Annotated in this window: 19 protein-coding genes; 15 read left to right on the top strand and 4 right to left on the bottom strand. The window is 69.7% G+C overall.

Going from position 1 to position 18,394, the window contains the following annotated elements; genetic code table 11:
- Window positions 1–89: 89 nt before the first annotated feature.
- On the top strand, window positions 90–917 hold the full coding sequence (locus tag ACQEVY_RS11970; protein WP_432947639.1) for a sulfurtransferase: 828 nt from the start codon (window positions 90–92) through the stop codon (window positions 915–917).
- Between the two features lie 94 nt (window positions 918–1,011).
- Here ACQEVY_RS11970 and sepH read toward each other — a convergent pair whose 3' ends face one another.
- Window positions 1,012–2,079 carry a septation protein SepH gene (gene sepH / locus ACQEVY_RS11965; RefSeq protein WP_432947637.1) on the bottom strand — a complete coding sequence of 356 codons (1,068 nt, stop codon included), beginning with the start codon at window positions 2,077–2,079 and terminating at the stop codon, window positions 1,012–1,014.
- Between the two features lie 487 nt (window positions 2,080–2,566).
- Entirely contained in the window at window positions 2,567–3,886 is a 1,320-nt protein-coding gene (locus ACQEVY_RS11960) for a D-arabinono-1,4-lactone oxidase (RefSeq protein WP_432947635.1), read from the bottom strand.
- Window positions 3,887–4,038: 152 nt separating this feature from the next.
- Between ACQEVY_RS11960 and ACQEVY_RS11955 the strand changes: the two genes are divergently transcribed.
- Window positions 4,039–5,166, top strand: a complete 1,128-nt coding sequence (locus ACQEVY_RS11955; RefSeq protein WP_432947633.1) for a ferrochelatase — start codon at window positions 4,039–4,041, stop codon at window positions 5,164–5,166.
- Between the two features lie 8 nt (window positions 5,167–5,174).
- The gene (locus ACQEVY_RS11950; RefSeq protein WP_328768137.1) at window positions 5,175–5,987 is read left to right on the top strand and encodes an inositol monophosphatase family protein; all 813 of its coding nucleotides are present in this window, start codon (window positions 5,175–5,177) and stop codon (window positions 5,985–5,987) included.
- A gap of 121 nt (window positions 5,988–6,108) precedes the next feature.
- Here the strand turns inward: ACQEVY_RS11950 and ACQEVY_RS11945 are convergent, their stop codons facing one another.
- The gene (locus tag ACQEVY_RS11945) at window positions 6,109–6,279 is read right to left on the bottom strand and encodes a hypothetical protein (RefSeq protein WP_328768136.1); all 171 of its coding nucleotides are present in this window, start codon (window positions 6,277–6,279) and stop codon (window positions 6,109–6,111) included.
- A 403-nt stretch (window positions 6,280–6,682) separates the two neighbouring features.
- On the opposite strand from ACQEVY_RS11945, the gene ACQEVY_RS11940 reads away from it, so the two are divergent.
- The 4 genes from ACQEVY_RS11940 (at window position 6,683) to ACQEVY_RS11925 (ending at window position 10,184) form a co-directional block, all read left to right on the top strand.
- Window positions 6,683–7,336, top strand: a complete 654-nt coding sequence (locus ACQEVY_RS11940; RefSeq protein ID WP_010983842.1) for a response regulator transcription factor — start codon at window positions 6,683–6,685, stop codon at window positions 7,334–7,336.
- 6 nt (window positions 7,337–7,342) lie between these two features.
- The gene (locus tag ACQEVY_RS11935) at window positions 7,343–8,575 is read left to right on the top strand and encodes a sensor histidine kinase (protein ID WP_432947630.1); all 1,233 of its coding nucleotides are present in this window, start codon (window positions 7,343–7,345) and stop codon (window positions 8,573–8,575) included.
- A gap of 402 nt (window positions 8,576–8,977) precedes the next feature.
- Window positions 8,978–9,274 (top strand): DUF4193 domain-containing protein, encoded by a 297-nt coding sequence (locus tag ACQEVY_RS11930; RefSeq protein ID WP_005481602.1) that lies wholly within the window; start codon window positions 8,978–8,980, stop codon window positions 9,272–9,274.
- A 13-nt stretch (window positions 9,275–9,287) separates the two neighbouring features.
- Window positions 9,288–10,184, top strand: coding sequence for a hypothetical protein (locus ACQEVY_RS11925; protein ID WP_432947628.1), 897 nt, complete (start codon window positions 9,288–9,290; stop codon window positions 10,182–10,184).
- 81 nt (window positions 10,185–10,265) lie between these two features.
- On the opposite strand, the gene ACQEVY_RS11920 is transcribed toward ACQEVY_RS11925, so the two are convergent.
- On the bottom strand, window positions 10,266–10,724 hold the full coding sequence (locus tag ACQEVY_RS11920; RefSeq protein ID WP_432947626.1) for a DUF3093 domain-containing protein: 459 nt from the start codon (window positions 10,722–10,724) through the stop codon (window positions 10,266–10,268).
- Window positions 10,725–10,782: 58 nt separating this feature from the next.
- On the opposite strand from ACQEVY_RS11920, the gene ACQEVY_RS11915 reads away from it, so the two are divergent.
- The 8 genes from ACQEVY_RS11915 (at window position 10,783) to ACQEVY_RS11880 (ending at window position 18,145) form a co-directional block, all read left to right on the top strand.
- Window positions 10,783–11,367: a PaaI family thioesterase gene (locus tag ACQEVY_RS11915; protein ID WP_432947624.1), complete on the top strand. Its 585-nt coding sequence runs from the start codon at window positions 10,783–10,785 to the stop codon at window positions 11,365–11,367.
- An 8-nt stretch (window positions 11,368–11,375) separates the two neighbouring features.
- Window positions 11,376–11,891 carry a dUTP diphosphatase gene (gene dut, locus ACQEVY_RS11910; RefSeq protein ID WP_432955180.1) on the top strand — a complete coding sequence of 172 codons (516 nt, stop codon included), beginning with the start codon at window positions 11,376–11,378 and terminating at the stop codon, window positions 11,889–11,891.
- 1 nt (window position 11,892) lies between these two features.
- The gene (locus ACQEVY_RS11905; RefSeq protein WP_432947622.1) at window positions 11,893–12,663 is read left to right on the top strand and encodes a DUF3710 domain-containing protein; all 771 of its coding nucleotides are present in this window, start codon (window positions 11,893–11,895) and stop codon (window positions 12,661–12,663) included.
- Between the two features lie 195 nt (window positions 12,664–12,858).
- Window positions 12,859–13,560: an ABC transporter ATP-binding protein gene (locus ACQEVY_RS11900; protein WP_432947620.1), complete on the top strand. Its 702-nt coding sequence runs from the start codon at window positions 12,859–12,861 to the stop codon at window positions 13,558–13,560.
- Between the two features lie 143 nt (window positions 13,561–13,703).
- A complete protein-coding gene (locus ACQEVY_RS11895; RefSeq protein WP_432947618.1) occupies window positions 13,704–16,262 on the top strand; it encodes a DUF4118 domain-containing protein in 2,559 nt (852 codons plus the stop codon).
- The gene (locus tag ACQEVY_RS11890; protein WP_189324733.1) at window positions 16,259–16,942 is read left to right on the top strand and encodes a response regulator; all 684 of its coding nucleotides are present in this window, start codon (window positions 16,259–16,261) and stop codon (window positions 16,940–16,942) included. Before ACQEVY_RS11895 ends, ACQEVY_RS11890 begins: the two co-directional genes overlap by 4 nt.
- 75 nt (window positions 16,943–17,017) lie before the next feature.
- The gene (locus ACQEVY_RS11885; RefSeq protein WP_328768128.1) at window positions 17,018–17,416 is read left to right on the top strand and encodes an OB-fold nucleic acid binding domain-containing protein; all 399 of its coding nucleotides are present in this window, start codon (window positions 17,018–17,020) and stop codon (window positions 17,414–17,416) included.
- A gap of 3 nt (window positions 17,417–17,419) precedes the next feature.
- Entirely contained in the window at window positions 17,420–18,145 is a 726-nt protein-coding gene (locus tag ACQEVY_RS11880; protein ID WP_165342140.1) for a DUF3159 domain-containing protein, read from the top strand.
- Window positions 18,146–18,394: the final 249 nt, after the last annotated feature.

Here is an 18,394-nt window from a genome sequence, read left to right as displayed (position 1 = left end):
GGCCCGTACGCCGTGTGCTCGGGCCGGTCCGGCGGGCAGAGTAACCGGACCTGGACGATGCGGCCACCCCGTACGCAAGGATGGTGGCCATGAACGCCATCATCTCCGCAGCCGAACTCGCGAGCGCCCTGGCCGGACCGAAGCCGCCGGTGGTGCTCGACATCCGCTACCAACTGGGCGGCCCGAACCTGCGTTCCGCCTACGAGGAGGGACACATTCCGGGTGCCGTCTTCGTCGACCTGGACTCGGAACTCGCAGCTCCGGCAGGGAAGGGCGGCCGCCATCCGCTCCCGGACATGGAGGTCTTCGGGGCAGCCATGCGGGCGGCCGGTGTCAGCGCGGACCGCGACGTCGTCGTGTACGACGGCGGGCTCGGTTGGGCCGCCGCGCGCGCCTGGTGGCTGCTGCGCTGGACGGGTCACCCGTCGGTGCGTGTCCTTGACGGCGGACTCGCGGCCTGGGACGGCCCCATCGAGGCCGGTACCCCGTCTCCGGTCGCCGGTACGTTCCTGCCCTCGCCCGGCGCGCTTCCGCTGCTCGACGCGGACGGAGCCGCCGCCCTGGCCCGTACCGGCCTGCTCCTCGACGCACGCGCCGCCGAACGCTACCGGGGAGAGGTCGAGCCGATCGATCCGGTCGCCGGCCATATCCCCGGCGCCGTCTCGGCACCGACCACGGAGAACGTGACGGAATCCGGCCACTTCCGCCCGGCCACCGAACTCGCCGAGCGCTTCAAGTCCCTGGGCGCGACCGGCACTTGTGAAGTCGGCGTCTACTGCGGTTCGGGCGTCTCCGCCGCCCACGAGATCCTCGCCCTGGAGATCGCGGGCATTCCGGCAGCGCTGTACGCGGGCTCCTGGTCGCACTGGTCGTCGGACCCGAACCGCCCGGTCGCGACGGGGCCCGACCCGCAGTAGACGGACTTCGACTGGCAGGAGGCGCACGGCAGCGAAAAGGGCTCGCCCCAAACCGGTGCGAGCCCCAGCCGCGTACATCGTCTGCTCTCTACCCCTACTCCTGCTTCTTGCGACGCGTTCCGAAGACGATCTCGTCCCAGCTCGGCACCGCCGCTCTTCGGCCCGGGCGGACGCCGTCCGCCTCAGCCTGACGGTCGGTGGAACCGACGAGCCGTTCGCGGTGGCTGGCCACCGAGCGCGGCATGAGGACATCGGCGTACGCCGAACCGGCCGAGGCCGCAGGAGCCGGAGGCTCCTCCTCCTCGGGCTCCGGAGCGGGCTCTTCCTCCGCCGCCGGCATCTCCGTGGGCGTGGCGGGGCGTTCGGGCACCACCATGTCGCCGCGGAAGCTGGGCACCGCCTCCAGGAGGCTGGTGAGCGAGTCCCGCTCACCGTTGATGCTCTCCTCCTCGGGCTCCGGCGACTGGGCCGGCAGGACGGGACGTTCCGTCTGGCGCTCCAGGGCGCGGTCCATGGGGTGTTCGCGGTCGCGCGGCAGCCGGGCGATCCGCGGCACGAACGGGAAGCTGGGCTCGGGCGAGGCGAGGTCGTCGTCGGACTCGCCGATCAGCGAGCGCGCCTCCTCGTCCACGGCCTGTACGAGCCGCCGTGGCGGGTCGTACGTCCAGCTCGCCGAGTGCGGCTCACCCGCGACCCGGTAGACGAGCAGCACCTCCCAGGTGCCGTCGTCACGGCGCCACGAGTCCCACTGCACGGTCTCCTTGTCGGCGCCGCGCAGCAGCAGCCGCTCCTGCACCGCCTCGCCGAGCTGGGGACCGGTCGTCTCGCCGGGCCGGCGGACCGGGGTCTTGCGGGCCCGCTCCGCCATGAAGGCGCGCTCAGCGAGCACGGGGCCCTCGAAGCGGCGTACGCGATCGACGGGGATGCCTGCGAGTTGGGCGACCTCTTCGGCGGAGGCGCCTGCGCGTATACGCGCCTGGATGTCTCGGGGGCGGAGATGGCTCTCCACCTCGATCTCGATCTGGCCGAGGCGGGGACGGTCGCCGCGAACGGCGGCGCGCAGGCGCTCGTCGATCGGAAGCGTGTACTCCGTCGCGTCGGCAGCCTTCAGCACCAGCCGTGTGCCGTCATTTGAGACGGCCACGACACGCAGTTCGGGCATGGGGACCTCCCGGGTGGTGCCTGCCGACGTCACGTGCGTCGCTGCTTCCGCTAGTCGAGTGTGGCCTGCCCGGGTGCAGCCTGCCACAACCTTGCCTGTTTGCCCGGCGTGTCGGGTGCTGGCCCTGGATCGCCGTTATGGCACGGTTACCTATTCGCAACGCTAAGTGACAAACTCCGTCACCCTGTGCAACGAGCCCCCTCACGGCGGTCCTGGAAGGCCCCGGACGCCCTGGCGGGTGTCCGGACCCAGGGCTCGCAACAGTACTCCATTCGGGCCACCTGCGTGGATCGGCACGCCGCCCAACTTCTCGCGGGGGTCGGGAGTTGGCCACGGGGGACGCCGTTCCGGCGACCACGGTGCGTGGCGATCTTCGCGCGATCTTCACGACTGAAGTTGATCGTTCCGGCGCCGAGTTGCTCCTGAGCCCCCGCCAAGGCCCGCTCGTTCTCGCGAAGTTGGCGATGTTGCGACTACAGGGGTCCGACTACGGCCCCAACACCCGCCGCAAGTAGTCGTTCCCGAACCGCCGGTCCGGGTCGAGCCGGTCCCTGAGGGCGGTGAACTCGTCGAAGCGCGGATAGATCCCGATGAAGTGCTCTGCCGTGCGCGTGTGCAGCTTGCCCCAGTGCGGGCGCCCCTCGTGGGCGATGAAGATCCGCTCCGCGGCTGTGAAGTACGCCCGGTGCGGGGTGCCTTTGTACATGTGGATCGCGATGTACGCGCTGTCCCGGCCGGACGCCGTGGAGAGTGTGATGTCGTCCGCGGGCGAGGTGCGCACCTCTACGGGGAAGCTGATCCGCAGGTGAGAGCGGTCGATCATGGCCTTCAGTTCGCGCAGGGTCTCGACGAGGGCCGCGCGCGGGACGGCGTACTCCATCTCTGTGAAGCGCACCCGGCGCGGGGAGGTGAAGACCTTGTAGGGAATGTCCGTGTATGTGCGCGCCGAAAGGGCCCGGCTGGAGATCTTCGCGAGCGCCGGGATGGTCGCGGGCACGGCCCGGCCCACCAAATTGGCCACCTGGAAGACGCCGTTGGAAAGGAACTCGTCCTCGAAGAGGGCACTGATTTTGCCGACCGGCTTCTCCGGGCCCGCACTTCGGTTGTTGCGCTTGGTGTTGCAGTTCCCGGTGTGCGGGAACCAGTAGAACTCGAAGTGCTCGTTCTCCGCGTGGAGTTCGTCGAAGGTGCTGGTGACCTCATCGAAGGTCATCGGCTCCTCACGGGCCGTGAGCAGAAAAAGGGGCTCTACGGAGAAGGTGATCGCGGTGACGACACCCAGCGCGCCGAGTCCGATCCGGGCGGCCGCGAAAACCTCTGGGTTCTCCTTCTCGGAGCAGTTGAGGACCGAGCCGTCGGCGGTGACCAGTTCAAGTGCCGTGATCTGGGCGGCGATCGACGCTGAGTCACGGCCGGTGCCGTGGGTGCCGGTGCTGGTCGCGCCGGAAACCGTCTGCTCCATGATGTCGCCCATGTTCGTGAGCGACAGTCCCTCGCGGGCCAGGGCCACGTTCAGCCGCTTCAGCGGGGTGCCCGCCTCCACGGTGACGGTGCCCGCCGCGCGGTCGATCCTGCGGATACCGGTGAGCAGATCGGGCCGTATCAGCAGACCGTCGGTCGCGGCGACGGCCGTGAAGGAGTGCCCGGCGCCGACGGCCTTCACCCTCAGCCCGTCCTCGGCGGCCTGGCGCACGGCGGCGGCGAGCTCGTCGACGGAGGCGGGCGTGACGTCCCGTACGGGACGGGCCGAGACATTGCCCGCCCAGTTGCGCCACGTGCCGCTCTTCCCGCTCGCTGTGCTGCTCATGGGTCCCTCCCCGCTGCGGAACCGGCCTGCCGAGCCGCCCGGCTGGACACGGACAGGAACGGCAAGTTTCCGACCAGTAGGAAGGGGATCATACTGCCCGCCATTCATACCGCCGTTTCCGGCTGTCAGTGGCGAGTGGCAGGATCAAAGACATGCCAGTCGCGCTCGATGCCCATCCCTACGACGCCCTCCTCCTGCTCTCCTTCGGCGGCCCCGAAGGCCCCGACGACGTGGTCCCGTTCCTGGAGAACGTGACGAGGGGACGCGGCATCCCCAAGGAACGCCTCAAGGAGGTGGGGCAGCACTACTTCCTGTTCGGCGGGGTCAGTCCCATCAACGACCAGAACCGCGCCCTACTGGACGCGCTGCGCAAGGACTTCGCCGAGCACGGCCTGGACCTGCCGGTCTACTGGGGCAATCGCAACTGGGCGCCGTATCTGACGGACACCCTGCGCGAGATGGTCACCGACGGCCGCCGGCGCATCCTGGTCCTCGCCACCAGCGCGTACGCCTCGTACTCGGGCTGCCGCCAGTACCGCGAGAACCTCGCCGAATCGCTCGCCACCCTTCAGGCCGAGGGACTGGAGCTGCCGAGGGTCGACAAGCTGCGGCACTACTTCAACCACCCAGGCTTCCTCCAGCCCATGATCGACGGCGTCCTGAAGTCCCTCGCCGACCTCCCCGAGGACGTCCGCGCGGGCGCGCACCTGGCCTTCACGACCCACTCGATCCCCAACGCCTCAGCGGACACCTCCGGACCCGTCGAGGACCACGGCGACGGCGGCGCGTACGTGAAGCAGCACCTGGACGCCGCGCGGCTGATCGCCGACGCGGTGCGCGAGGAGACCGGGACCGAGCACCCCTGGCAGCTCGTCTATCAGTCCCGCTCCGGTGCCCCGCACATCCCCTGGCTGGAGCCGGACATCTGCGATCACCTGGGGGAGCTGCACGGCGCCGGTGTGCCGGCCGTCGTCATGGCGCCCATCGGGTTCGTCTCGGACCACATGGAGGTCATGTACGACCTCGACACGGAAGCGAAGGCCAAGGCAGAGGAGCTGGGCCTTCCGGTGCGCCGCTCGGCCACCGTGGGCGCCGACCCGCGGTTCGCCGCCGCGATCCGCGAGCTCGTCGTGGAGCGGGCCGCCACCGAGAGCGGCCGCGATGTGCGGCTCTGTGCCCTCGGTGACCTGGGGCCGAGCCATGACGTATGCCCCGTGGGCTGCTGCCCCGCCCGCGCCCCGAAGCCCGCCGCCGCGGGCGCCGACAGCCCGTACGCCTGAGGAGCACCGTGACCGACACCGCGAGCGACCCGCTCAAGGCCGAACTCCTGCAGATCGCGCTCGACGCGGCGCACCACGCGGGCGCCTTCCTGCGCGACGGCCGCCCCGACGATCTCGGCGTGGCGGCGACCAAGTCCAGCGCCGCCGATGTCGTCACCGAGATGGACATCGCCTCCGAGAAGCTGATCACCGGCCTGATCGCCGACCTCAGGCCCGACGACGGGGTCGTCGGCGAGGAGGGTGCCAGCGTCGAGGGCAGCAGCGGGATCCAGTGGGTCATCGACCCCATCGACGGCACGGTCAACTACCTGTACGGACTGCCCAGTTGGGCGGTCTCCATCGCGGCCCGCAAGGACGGAGAGACGGTCGTCGGCGTGGTGCACGCCCCGATGCGCGGCGAGACCTGCCGGGCCGTCCTGGGCGAGGGCGCCTACGTCAACGACCGCCCCGCGCGCGTGCGGCCCGCCCCCGCCTTCGGTCTTGCCCTCGTCGGCACCGGCTTCGGCTATCTCGCCGAGCGCCGGGCCCGGCAGGCCGAGGTGGTCCGCCAGCTCATCCCGCAGGTGCGGGACATCCGCCGCGGCGGCTCGGCCGCGATCGACCTGTGCGATGTGGCGACGGGCCGCCTGGACGCGTACTACGAGCGCGGGCTGAACCCCTGGGACTACGCGGCCGGTGACCTGATAGCCCGAGAGGCGGGCGCCCTCACCGGTGGCCGCCCCGGAGAGCCCCTCTCACCCGACTTGACCATCGCGGCCCCACCCGGCCTCTTCGAGCCGCTCCAGAGGCGCCTGGAGGAACTGGGCGCCTGGCACGACTGACGGTACGGACCTCTGGCTGACGGTGCGGGCCACCGGCGAGCTCCCGCTCACTGACACCGCGTACAACAACGAAGCGGGGCCCCGGTCTGGATCTGCCGGGGCCCCGCTTCGTACGAGCTGATCAGACGCGTGACGCGACCTCCACGCCGTGTTCGGCGGCGAGGCGGCGGAGGTCGTCGAGCTCGGCCTCCTCGACCTCCGCGAGGAAGTCGTCGCCGGTCTCGCGAGCCCGCGTCAGGTCGGACTCGGTCGCCTTTATGCGCTGAAGAAGTCCTGCGGTGAATGCGTCCATGCTGCGCCCCCTCGTCCTGGGTCGTGGGTCGGTGGCACGGGGGTGTGCCGTTCGGAAGGGGCGATCACGTCTCCTGTGGATGCCCAGCGCTGCCCGTGCTGGGCGGCGACGGTGCCGGACACCCACGTCCACTCTGCGGAAGCGGCCGGTGGCGTACCACATGGTGGTGTGCCACATGCAGAGCGTGATCGCGGGGTGTAAAGCCGTCCTCCCCGCACTCCCTTCCGTGGAAACCTCAACCGGAAGAGAAAATCTCGCATTCCCGGGCCTCTCACCCCCCTCTCACCCGCCTTACAGCCGACTTATGGCCGAAAAGGGCAGGATGGAGGTCTCACCCCCCGACAGACCTGCCCGTGTGCGCCGAAAGCGCGCTACGCGGGTGGACAGAGGAAGGACAAGCGACGTGCGCGTACTCGTCGTCGAGGACGAGCAGCTGCTCGCCGATGCGGTGGCCACCGGACTGCGCCGGGAGGCCATGGCCGTCGACGTCGTGTACGACGGTGCGGCCGCCCTGGAACGCATCGGCGTGAACGACTACGACGTGGTCGTCCTCGACCGTGACCTCCCACTGGTGCACGGCGACGACGTCTGCCGCAAGATCGTCGAGCTCGGCATGCCCACGCGCGTGCTGATGCTCACGGCCTCCGGAGACGTCAGCGACCGTGTCGAGGGCCTGGAGATCGGCGCCGACGACTATCTCCCCAAGCCCTTCGCGTTCAGCGAACTGACGGCACGCGTGCGTGCCCTCGGCCGGCGTACGAGCGTGCCGCTGCCGCCCGTCCTGGAGCGCGCCGGGATCAAGCTGGACCCCAACCGCCGCGAGGTGTTCCGCGACGGCAAGGAGGTTCAGCTCGCCCCCAAGGAGTTCGCCGTCCTGGAGGTGCTGCTGCGCAGCGAGGGTGCCGTGGTCTCTGCCGAGCAGCTCCTGGAGAAGGCCTGGGACGAGAACACCGACCCGTTCACCAATGTCGTACGCGTCACAGTGATGACCTTGCGCCGCAAGCTCGGCGAGCCGCCGGTCATCGTGACCGTTCCCGGCTCCGGTTACCGGATCTGATCTGTGGTGGCCACGACACCCGCACCCCCGAAGACGCCCCCGAAGCCCACCTGGGACCCCCGGGTGCCGGAGCTGCCGTTCCCCTGGCTGCGTCCGACCATCCGGATAAGGCTCACGCTGCTGTACGGCGGGATGTTCCTGATAGCAGGCATCCTCCTGCTGTCGATCATCTACCTGCTCGCCGCACAGGCTCTGGACGTTGGCAGCGATCTACCCTTCAAGATCGTCGAGGGCAAGGTCACCAGCGAAACCTGCAACCTGCCCGAAAGCGCCTCGCCCAGCGAGTTCAACAGCGCCATGAACGAGTGCGTCAACCTCCAGCGTCGGCACGCACTGGACGATCTGCTCAGCCGCTCCCTCCTCGCCCTCCTCGGCCTCGCCGTGATCGCCTTCGCCTTCGGCTACGCGATGGCGGGCCGCGTTCTGGCGCCGCTCGGCCGGATCACCCGCACCGCGCGCGCGGTGGCCGGCTCGGATCTCTCGCGCCGTATCGAGCTGGACGGTCCGGACGACGAGCTGAAGGAGCTGGCGGACACCTTCGACGACATGCTGGAGCGCTTGCAGCGGGCGTTCACGGCCCAGCAGCGCTTCGTCGGCAACGCCTCGCATGAGCTGCGTACGCCCCTGGCGATCAACCGCACGCTCCTGGAGGTTCACCTTTCCGATCCGGGGGCACCCGTGGAGCTTCAACAGCTCGGCAAGACGCTGCTCGCCACCAATGAGCGCAGCGAGCAGCTCGTCGAAGGGCTGTTGCTGCTCGCCCGCAGCGACAACCAGATCATCGAGCGCAAGGCCGTCGATCTCGCCGAGGTCGCCTCCCAGGCCATCGACCAGGTGCGTGCCGAGGCGGATGCGAACGGTGTGGAGATCCGCGGGGAGCGGGCTCCCGTGGTCGTCCAGGGCAATGGCGTACTCCTGGAGCGGATCGCGCTGAACCTCGTCCAGAACGCCGTCCGGTACAACGTGCCGAAGGACGGGTGGGTCGAGGTGACGACAGAGGCCCAGCACGGCCAGGCGGTCTTCGTGGTGTCCAATACCGGGCCCGTGGTGCCGGCGTACGAGATCGACAACCTCTTCGAGCCGTTCCGGCGGCTCAGGACCGAACGCACGGGCAGCGACAAGGGCGTCGGGCTCGGGCTGTCGATCGCCAGGTCCGTGGCCCGTGCGCACGGCGGCCACATCAGCGCTGAGCCGCGGGAAGGAGGCGGGCTGGTGATGCGAGTCACCCTGCCCATCTGAGAACATGTCGCCGACACACGACGATGTTCGCTTTGCGCGGAATTTTCGGGGCCTTGGCCCAGGAGATTCATGTGTGATCGATCACACTGGCGAATTTCTGGCCATCCACTCTCCGTCCACTCTCTGTGATCAAGAAGGCTGGCGGAAAGCCGGGAAAGTCCGGGTTTTCGATGGTCTTCATGACGGGAAGTACTGGTGAGACGCCTTTGTAGTGCGGCGTGAGGACCGTGTACGGTCCCGTTCGCCATCCAAGCCGATCACTACTGCTGAGTTCGGTTGGGTGTCGATTGAGTAACAGACCTTGATGTGAGGCAAAATCTCCGCCTCAGGTCGGGCACAAGTCCGGCCTCTCACGCGTTACGTGCGCTGAGACACCACAGACACCCAGAGGGGGAGAGCGACATGGCAACGGATTACGACACCCCACGCAAGACCGACGACGACGTCGACTCCGACAGCCTTGAAGAACTGAAGGCCCGTCGGAACGACAAGTCGACTTCGGCGGTCGACGTGGATGAGTTCGAGGCCGCAGAGGGCCTGGAACTGCCCGGCGCGGACCTCTCGAACGAAGAGCTGGCCGTGCGCGTGCTGCCGAAGCAGCAGGACGAGTTCACCTGCATGAGCTGCTTCCTGGTCCACCACCGCAGCCAGCTGGCCCGCGAGAAGAACGGCCAGCCGATCTGCCGCGACTGCGACTGAGGCAGGGTCGGCCGTGCATGGCTCGACCCCGCCCTGGAAGCGCCGTTCTCACGACCAGGGAGCGGCCGGTCCGTCTGCGGACGGTGCACGTGACGACGAGCGGGGCCTCCCGGCCTCGCTCGAAGCAGCGGACGTGACAGGCGCCTCCGGTGCCCTTGAGGTGGCGGACAAGAAGGCGCCTGTCGCCAAGCGGCGGGCGGTCGCCATCGGGTACGGGGTGAGGGAAGGCGTCCGCAGGGGCCGCAGCCGGGCCAGGGCAGGCCTGGCGTACCTCACGGACCGGATCATCGAGAACGCCCCGCGGATCCCCGTACGGGACCTCGCGACGCTCCAGCGGCAGTTCCCCGGACTGGATGCCGAGCAGCTCGCGGACAAGCTGGTCGCGGGCGCGTGCAACGCGACGGCGACGGTGGGCGCGGGAGTCGGGGCCGCCGCGATGATGCCCGTACCCCCGGCGATGCCCACGGAGCTGGCCGCCGAGATCACCGGCGTGGCCGCCATCGAGCTCAAGCTGATCGCCGAGCTGTACGAGGTCTACGGTCAGCGGCCGCCGGGCAATCTGAAGGAACGTACGACCACGTATCTGAACTCGTGGTCGGAGGAGCGCGGCATCGACGTGGCCAAGCCGTCGACGGTCAACGCTGCTCTCGGGATCCAGATGAGGCGCGAGCTGCGCCAGCGGATCATGAAGCGGACGATCAGGAATCTGCCGAACCTGATGCCGTTCCTGGTGGGCGCCGCCGTCGGGGCGGTGATGAACCGCCGCGAGACCAGAAGACTCGCAGACCGCGTCCGCACGGACCTCCGCAAGACGCAGGTCCCCTGGGACGCCCTGCCCGCACTGCCGCCCCTGGAGAAGCCCGCCGACCCCTTGGAGATGGGCGACAGCCCCAAGGAACTGGGGCACTGAGCTCGCACGGCGGCCTGCCGAAAGCCGGGAAAGCCGAGCCGGGCAAGCAGCTCGCCGAAAGGCTCTCCGTCGCCGAAAGGCCTACGCCGCCCGCGCCGCGTCCAGTGCCGCCGCCAGGCGCTCCGGCTCCCGCGTGGACAGGTACAGGTAGGGCGTCGGGTCCGACGGGTCCGTGACCTCCACCCGCAGGGCCGTGGGGATGTAGGCACGCAGCAACAGGAAGGCGCGCGGATCCGCCTTGTACGTGCGCCAGGCGCGCGCCTCCTCGGCGTCGAGCACATGGGCCTCGCCCAGGGCCGACACCGGGATCTTCGCGTCGCCCGCGATCAGCGAGTCGCCCACCACACGGATACGGACCGAGCCGTACGAACTCGCCACCACCGCCGCGACCGCCGTGCCGCCGGCCAGGCCGCCCAGCAGGGGCAGCACGCCGAACGGCAGCAGGATCAGGGCCATCGAGACGCCGACCAAAAAGCAGACGAGCCACCAGGTGCGGGGCGCGGTCAGGCGTTCTTCGTAGGGCGAGGCGGAGAGCTGCATGAAGTCAAGCCTGCCACGGTGCTTACCGGCCGCTGACGCGGAGGTAAGGTCTGCGCCTGTGAGTGGTACCTCTTCGATCCTGCGACCCCCGGCCGACGCCGTGGCACCGGTGCGGCACCCGGACGCGCCCGCCCCCGGCGAACTGCTCGGCGCGCACTACGAGCACTGCTTCGGCTGCGGCGGCGGACAGGCGCACGGGCTGCACCTCGCGGCCCGTGCGGGCGAAGGCGTAAAGATCACCGCCGAGTTCACCGTGCAGACCGCCCACCAGGGTGCGCCCGGCCTCGCCCACGGTGGCGTCCTCGCGAGCGCGCTCGACGAGACGCTCGGCTCGCTGAACTGGCTGCTGCGGACGATCGCGGTGACCGGCCGCCTGGAGACCGACTTCGTACGGCCCGTTCCCGTGGACACGGTGCTGCATCTGGAGGCCGAGGTCACGGCGGTGGCCGGACGGAAGATCTTCTCCACGGCCACCGGCCGGATAGGCGGCCCCGATGGCCCGGTCGCGGTCCGCGCGGACGCCCTGTTCATCGAGGTCAAGGTCGACCACTTCGTCGACAACGGCCGCCAGGAGGAGATCCAGGCCGCCATGAACGACCCGGACCAGGTCCGGCGAGCCCGCGCCTTCGAGGTGAACCCGTGACCCGACCCGTGCCCCCGAGCCCCGTCGACGTACTGATCAAGCGCGTCGATCCGGACGTACCGCTTCCGGAATACGCGCACCCCGGCGACGCCGGCGCGGATCTGCGGACGACCGAAAGCCGTGAACTCGCGCCCGGCGAGCGGGCCGTGCTGCCGACCGGAGTGTCCATCGCGCTGCCCGAGGGGTACGCGGCCTTCGTGCACCCGCGTTCCGGGCTTGCCGCCCGCTGCGGCGTCGCCCTCGTGAATGCCCCAGGGACCGTGGATGCCGGGTACCGTGGAGAGATCAAGGTGATCGTGGTGAATCTCGACCCGCGCGAGTCCGTGCGGTTCGAGCGCTTCGACCGGATTGCCCAACTCGTCGTCCAGCAGGTCGAGAAGGTGCGCTTCCAGGAGGTTGCGGACCTTCCCGACTCGACACGGGCCGCAGGGGGCTTCGGGTCCACCGGCGGGCATGCCGCCGTGGACGGCACAACGGGTGGGAATCGATACGCTTCGGTCGTATCCGACCGGGAAGGACAGTGACGTGTTCGGACGTCGCAAGAAGGGCAGTGCCGCCGAGGACGCGGCGAGCGAGGCCGAGCAGGTCGACGGCGTTGTTGAGGAAGTCGACACTGAGGCGGACGACGCAGAGCAGGGGCGCGTACGGCTCGAGCCCAAGCCGCGCCCCGACGGTCCCTGGGACAGTTCCGAGGTCCGCGATCCGGCCGAGGGCCGGGTCGATCTGGGCGGCCTCTTCGTGCCCGGGGTCGACGGTATGGAGCTGCGCGTGGAGGTCGCGGGCGACGCCATCGTCGCGGCCACCGTGGTGCTGAAGGACAGCGCCGTCCAGCTGCAGGCCTTCGCCGCCCCCAAGCGCGAAGGCATCTGGGGCGAGGTACGCGAGGAGATCGCCACCGGCATCACCCAGCAGGGCGGTGTCATCGACGAGGTCGAGGGCCCGCTGGGCTGGGAGCTGCGCGCCCAGGTACCGGTGCAGCTGCCGGACGGGACCGGCGGTTTCCAGGTCGTACGGTTCGTCGGCGTGGACGGTCCCCGCTGGTTCCTGCGCGGAGTGATCTCCGGGCAGGGCGCGGTGCAGCCGCAGGCCGCCGGGCTGCTCGAGCAGATCTTCCGGGACACGGTGGTGGTCCGCGGTGACGGTCCGATGGCCCCGCGCGACCCGATCGTGCTGAAGCTGCCGGAAGACGCGCAGATGGTCGCCGAGGGTGTCCAGCAGGAGGAGCAGGCGGGTTCCCGCTTCTCCGGGGGCATGGGGCAGTTGCAGCGCGGGCCGGAGATCACCGAGGTCCGGTAGACGCGGACGCACGACCAGACCGATAGACACGGATTCACGGATTTACGACCAGGGGTCGCACCTTCGCCGGGGTGCGGCCCGTCGTCGTGCGCGGACATGAGGGCAATGGCGCGCTTACGGGCAAGCCCGGCCGCACCATTGCCCGACCGGGCGCCCGGTGACCATACTGGCGCCCGGCCGACGGGGGAGGAACGGATGAGCGGCAGCGGTGTGATCGCCACCGAGACCATGGTGCGCGTCGAGAACGTCCACCGGTCGTACGGAACGGGAGCCACCGCCGTACACGCCCTGCGCGGGGTCTCCTTCGATGTGCCGCGCGGCGAACTCGTCGCCCTCAAGGGCCGTTCGGGATCCGGCAAGACGACCTTGCTGAACCTCGTCGGCGGGCTCGACGAGCCGGACGAGGGACGGATCACCGTGGACGGGCTCGACCTGTCCGGGCTCGGGGAGGAGGGGCTGCTCCGGCTGCGCCGGGACCGTATCGGCTTCGTCTTCCAGTCCTTCGGGCTCATCCCGATCCTTACGGCCGCCGAGAACGTCGGCGTCCCGCTGCGGCTGCGCCGGGCCCATCCGCGCGAGCGCGAGGAGCGTGTCGAGCTGCTGCTCGCCCTGGTCGGTCTGGCCGATCATGCGGCGCAGCGCCCCGGCGAGCTCTCCGGGGGTCAGCAGCAGCGGGTGGCCATCGCGCGCGCTCTCGCCAACCAGCCCTCGCTCCTCATCGCCGACGAACCCACCGGCCAGCTCGACGCGGAGACCGGCCTCGCCGTGATGGAGCTGCTGCGCGCGGTCGTGCGCAGCGAGCAGGTCACAGCGCTCGTCGCCACGCATGACGCCGCGCTGCTCGACCTGGCGGACCGCGTGCTGGAGCTGAGCGACGGCGAGATCGTCGAGCACTGAACCCTTTGTCCGCTGAGGCGATCGGGCGGGCATCAGGGTTGCGTCAAAGACGTCCCCGGGCCCGCTTTCCGAGGCGTGGGCGCCGATGATTGGCCGTAAGGTCGACGCAGCGTGTGCGGCTGTTACGGGAAGACAATGGGACCATGGGACGCGGCAGGCTTCGGATCTATCTCGGTGCGGCGCCGGGCGTCGGCAAGACGTACGCGATGCTGTCCGAGGCGCATCGCCGCGTCGAGCGGGGCACGGACTGTGTGGTCGCCTTCGTCGAGCATCACGCCCGGCCGCGCACCGAGGTGATGCTGCACGGCCTGGAGGTGGTTCCGCGCCGGGAGCTGGAGTACCGGGGTTCGTTCTTCACGGAGATGGACGTGGACGCGGTGCTGGCGCGCGGCCCCCAGGTGGCGCTCGTCGACGAGCTGGCCCATACGAACGTCCCGGGGTCCCGCAACGGCAAGCGGTGGCAGGACGTCGAGGAGCTGCTGGCCGCGGGCATAGATGTCGTGTCGACGGTCAATATCCAGCACCTGGAGTCGCTGGGTGATGTGGTCGAGTCGATAACGGGCGTACGGCAGAAGGAGACCGTGCCGGATGAAGTCGTCCGGCGGGCGGATCAGATCGAGTTGGTCGATATGTCGCCTCAGGCGCTGCGGCGGCGGATGGCGCACGGCAACATCTACAAGCCGGACAAGGTCGACGCGGCCCTGTCCAACTACTTCCGGCCCGGCAACCTGACCGCGCTGCGCGAGTTGGCGCTGCTGTGGGTCGCGGACCGGGTCGATGAGTATCTCCAGCAGTACCGGGGCGAGCACGGCATCCGCACCACCTGGCAGGCCCGCGAACGCATCGTCGTCGGGCTGACCGGTGGCCCGGAGGGACGGACGCTGATCCGCCGGGCCGCCCGGCTCGCGGAGAAGGGCGCGGGCGGTGAGGTGCTCGCGGTCTACATCGCGCGCAGCGACGGCTTGACGTCCGCCTCGCCGAAGGAACTGGCCGTGCAGCGCACCCTCGTCGAGGATCTCGGCGGCACCTTCCATCACGTCATCGGGGACGACATCCCGTCCGCGCTGTTGGAGTTCGCGCGTGGGGTCAACGCCACGCAGATCGTGCTGGGGGTGTCCCGCAGGAAGGGCTGGCAGTACGTGTTCGGGCCGGGCGTCGGCGCCACGGTCGCGCGCGAGTCGGGGCCCGACCTGGATGTCCACCTGATCACGCATGACGAGGTCGGCAAGGGGCGCGGTCTGCCAGTTGCCCGGGGTGCGCGGCTCGGGCGGTCCCGGATCATCGGGGGCTGGCTGACCGGGATCGGCGGCCCGGCGTTGCTGACGCTGCTGCTCACGCACACCGATGCGGATCTGGGCCTCACGAACAACATGCTGCTGTTCCTGACGCTGACGATCGCCGCGGCCCTGCTCGGCGGGCTGCTGCCGGCGCTGGCCTCGGCGGCGTTCGGCTCGCTCCTGCTGAACTGGTTCTTCACGCCGCCCGTGCACCACATCACGATCGCCGACCCCAAGAACATGCTCGCCTTGGTGATCTTTGTGGCGGTGGCCGTGTCGGTGGCGTCGGTGGTGGACCTGGCGGCCCGGCGTACGCATCAGGCTGCCCGGCTGCGCGCCGAGTCGGAGATCCTCTCCTTCCTGGCGGGCAGCGTGCTGCGCGGGGAGACCAGCGTGGACGCCCTGCTGGAACGGGTCCGCGAGACCTTCGGCATGGAGTCGGTCGCCCTGCTGGAGCGCGAGAGTGACGTCGATCCGTGGACCTGTGCGGCCAGTGTCGGGCCGCAGCCGCCGGTGCTGCCGGAGGACGCGGACGTGGACATGCCGGTCGGCGATCACATGGCGCTGGCCCTGTCCGGGCGGGTGCTGCCCGCCGAGGACCGCCGGGTGCTGGCCGCGTTCGCCGCGCAGGCCGTCGTCGTACTGGACCGCCAGCGTCTTCAGCAGGAGGCCGAGCAGGCCCACACGCTGGCGGAGGGCAACCGGATTCGTACGGCGCTGCTGGCCGCCGTAAGCCATGATCTGCGGACTCCGCTGGCCGCTATCAAGGCCGCCGTGTCGTCGCTGCGGTCCGATGACGTGGCCTGGTCCGAGGAGGACGAGGCCGAGCTCCTGGAGGGGATCGAGGCGGGTGCCGACCGGCTTGACCACCTGGTGGGCAATCTCCTGGACATGTCCCGGCTGCAGACCGGCACCGTCACCCCGCTGATCCGGGAGATCGACCTGGACGAGGTGGTCCCGATGGCGCTGGGCGGCGTACCCGAGGACAGCGTCCAACTGGAGATCTCCGAGACGCTGCCCATGGTGGCCGTCGATCCGGGGCTGTTGGAGCGGTCGGTCGCCAACATCGTTGAGAACGCCGTGAAGTACAGCCCGGACGGGGAGCCGGTGCTGGTGGCCGCCAGCACGCTCGGAGAGCGCGTCGAGGTACGGGTGGTGGACCGCGGGCCCGGTGTTCCGGACGAGGCCAAGGAGCGGATCTTCGCGCCCTTCCAGCGCTACGGGGACGCTCCGCGGGGTGCCGGAGTGGGCCTCGGGCTCGCGGTCGCCCGTGGCTTCGCCGAGGCGATGGGCGGCACGCTCGACGCCGAGGACACTCCCGGTGGCGGACTCACCATGGTGCTCACCGTCCGGGCGGGGCCGTCCCGTTCCGGACGACCCGCAGAACTCGCACAACCCGCAGAACCGGAAAGGCAGGCTTCATGACCCGCGTCCTCGTGGTCGACGACGAGCCGCAGATCACCCGAGCCCTCGTGATCAACCTCAAGGCACGCAAGTACGAGGTCGACGCGGCCGCCGACGGCGCCACCGCGCTCCAGCTCGCGGCCGCCCGCCACCCCGACGTGATCGTGCTCGACCTGGGCCTGCCCGACATGGACGGCGTCGAGGTGATCAAGGGACTGCGGGGCTGGACGCGCGTACCGATCCTGGTGCTGTCCGCCCGGCACTCCTCGGACGAGAAGGTCGAGGCCCTCGACGCCGGCGCCGACGACTACGTCACCAAGCCCTTCGGCATGGACGAGCTGCTGGCCCGGCTGCGGGCCGCCGTCCGCCGCGCGGAGCCGAACGGGGCCGGCGAGGACGAAGTGATCGTCGAGACCGAGGACTTCACCGTCGACCTGTCCGCCAAGAAGGTCAACCGGGCAGGGCGGGACGTGCGCTTGACCCCGACCGAGTGGCACCTCTTGGAGGTGCTGGTGCGCAACACGGGCCGGCTGGTCAGCCAGAAGCAGCTTCTGCAGGAGGTCTGGGGGCCCTCGTACGGGACGGAGACGAACTACCTGCGGGTCTACATGGCCCAGTTGCGGAGGAAGCTGGAGGGGGATCCTTCGCATCCGCGGCACTTCATTACTGAGCCGGGGATGGGGTACCGGTTTGAGAGGTGAATCGATTCGAGCGTTAGTTCTATGGGTAAGTCCAGGGGGTACGAAGCTGTCAGCGGCCCCCGGTACGCTTCAGACATGAGTGCTGTTCCCCGTTCCGAAAGGCCGCCGGGCCGGTTCCGGCGGATGCTCGACCGGCTCTCCTCGTCGCAGGAGGACCTCGAGTCGGAGGAGCTGCGCGAAGACACCGAGACCGCCGGCTGTACGCGTATCGGTGACGCACATGACCGACAGATAGTGACCGTTACTGGTACCTTGCGCACGGTCACGCTGCGCCCGAGGGCCGGTGTCCCGGCTCTGGAGGCCGAACTGTTCGACGGTTCGGCCGCCCTGGACGTGGTGTGGCTCGGCAGGCGCTCCATCGTGGGAATCGAACCGGGGCGCAAGCTGATCGCATCGGGCCGGATCTCGATGAGCCGGGGCCGCCGGGTGCTGTTCAATCCGAAGTACGAACTCAGACCCCTCGGACGGGAGTAGCCGGTGACGTCGCTCGACAAGCCGACCGAAGACGACGCCCATGACTCGCGGGCGGTGACGGAGGCCGCGCTCTTCGAGGCGTTCGGCGGTCTGCGGGGCATGATCGAGACGGTCTTGCCCGGCCTGCTCTTCGTCACGATCTACACGGTCAACAAGGATCTGCACTCCGCGGCCATCGCGGCGCTCGGGGTCTCCGTGCTGCTCGTCGTGGTGCGGCTGGTCATGAAGGACACCGTCAAGCACGCCTTCAGTGGCGTCTTCGGGGTGGCCTTCGGTGTCGTCTTCGCGATGATGACCGGCAACGCCAAGGACTTCTATCTGCCGGGCATGCTCTACACGTTGGGGCTGGGGCTCGCGTACATCATCACGACGCTTGCCGGTGTGCCGCTGATCGGGCTGATCCTTGGGCCGGTGTTCAAGGAGAATCTGTCCTGGCGGACGCGTAATCCTGGGCGTAAGAAGGCGTACGCGAAGGCCAGTTACGCGTGGGGGGCGATTCTGCTTGCCAAGTGCGCGATTCTGTTTCCGCTGTACTGGTGGGCGGATACCACGCAACTGGGCTGGGTGCTCGTTGCGTTGAAGATTCCGCCGTTCCTGTTGGCGGTTTGGCTGACCTGGGTCTTCCTGGCGAAGGCGCCCGCGCCTATTGATGTGTTCGCCGAGATGGAGGCGGAGGAGCGGGCGGAGAAGGAACGCCAGGCTGCGCAGCGGGCTGGCGTCGAGAAGTAGATCGCCCCCGCCGCCCCTACCCGTCCCATCCCCGGGGCTCCGCCCCTGGACCCCACTGGGGCTGCGCCCCCAGGCCCCCTCGGGGCTGCGCCCCCAGGCCCCCTCGGGGCTGCGCCCCCAGGCCCCCTCGGGGCTGCGCCCCGGACCCCACTCGGGCTCTGCCCGGACCACACTGGGGGCTCCGCCCGTGGACCCGGCTCGGGGCTCCGCCCCGGACCCGCTCGGGCTCTGCCCGGAAACCACTCGGGG

Origin of the sequence: Streptomyces sp. CA-288835 (assembly GCF_050936385.1) — a bacterium.
Classification (GTDB): domain Bacteria; phylum Actinomycetota; class Actinomycetes; order Streptomycetales; family Streptomycetaceae; genus Streptomyces.
The sequence above is the reverse complement of the archived record's forward strand: the minus strand, read 5'-3'. Positions and strand labels throughout refer to the sequence as shown.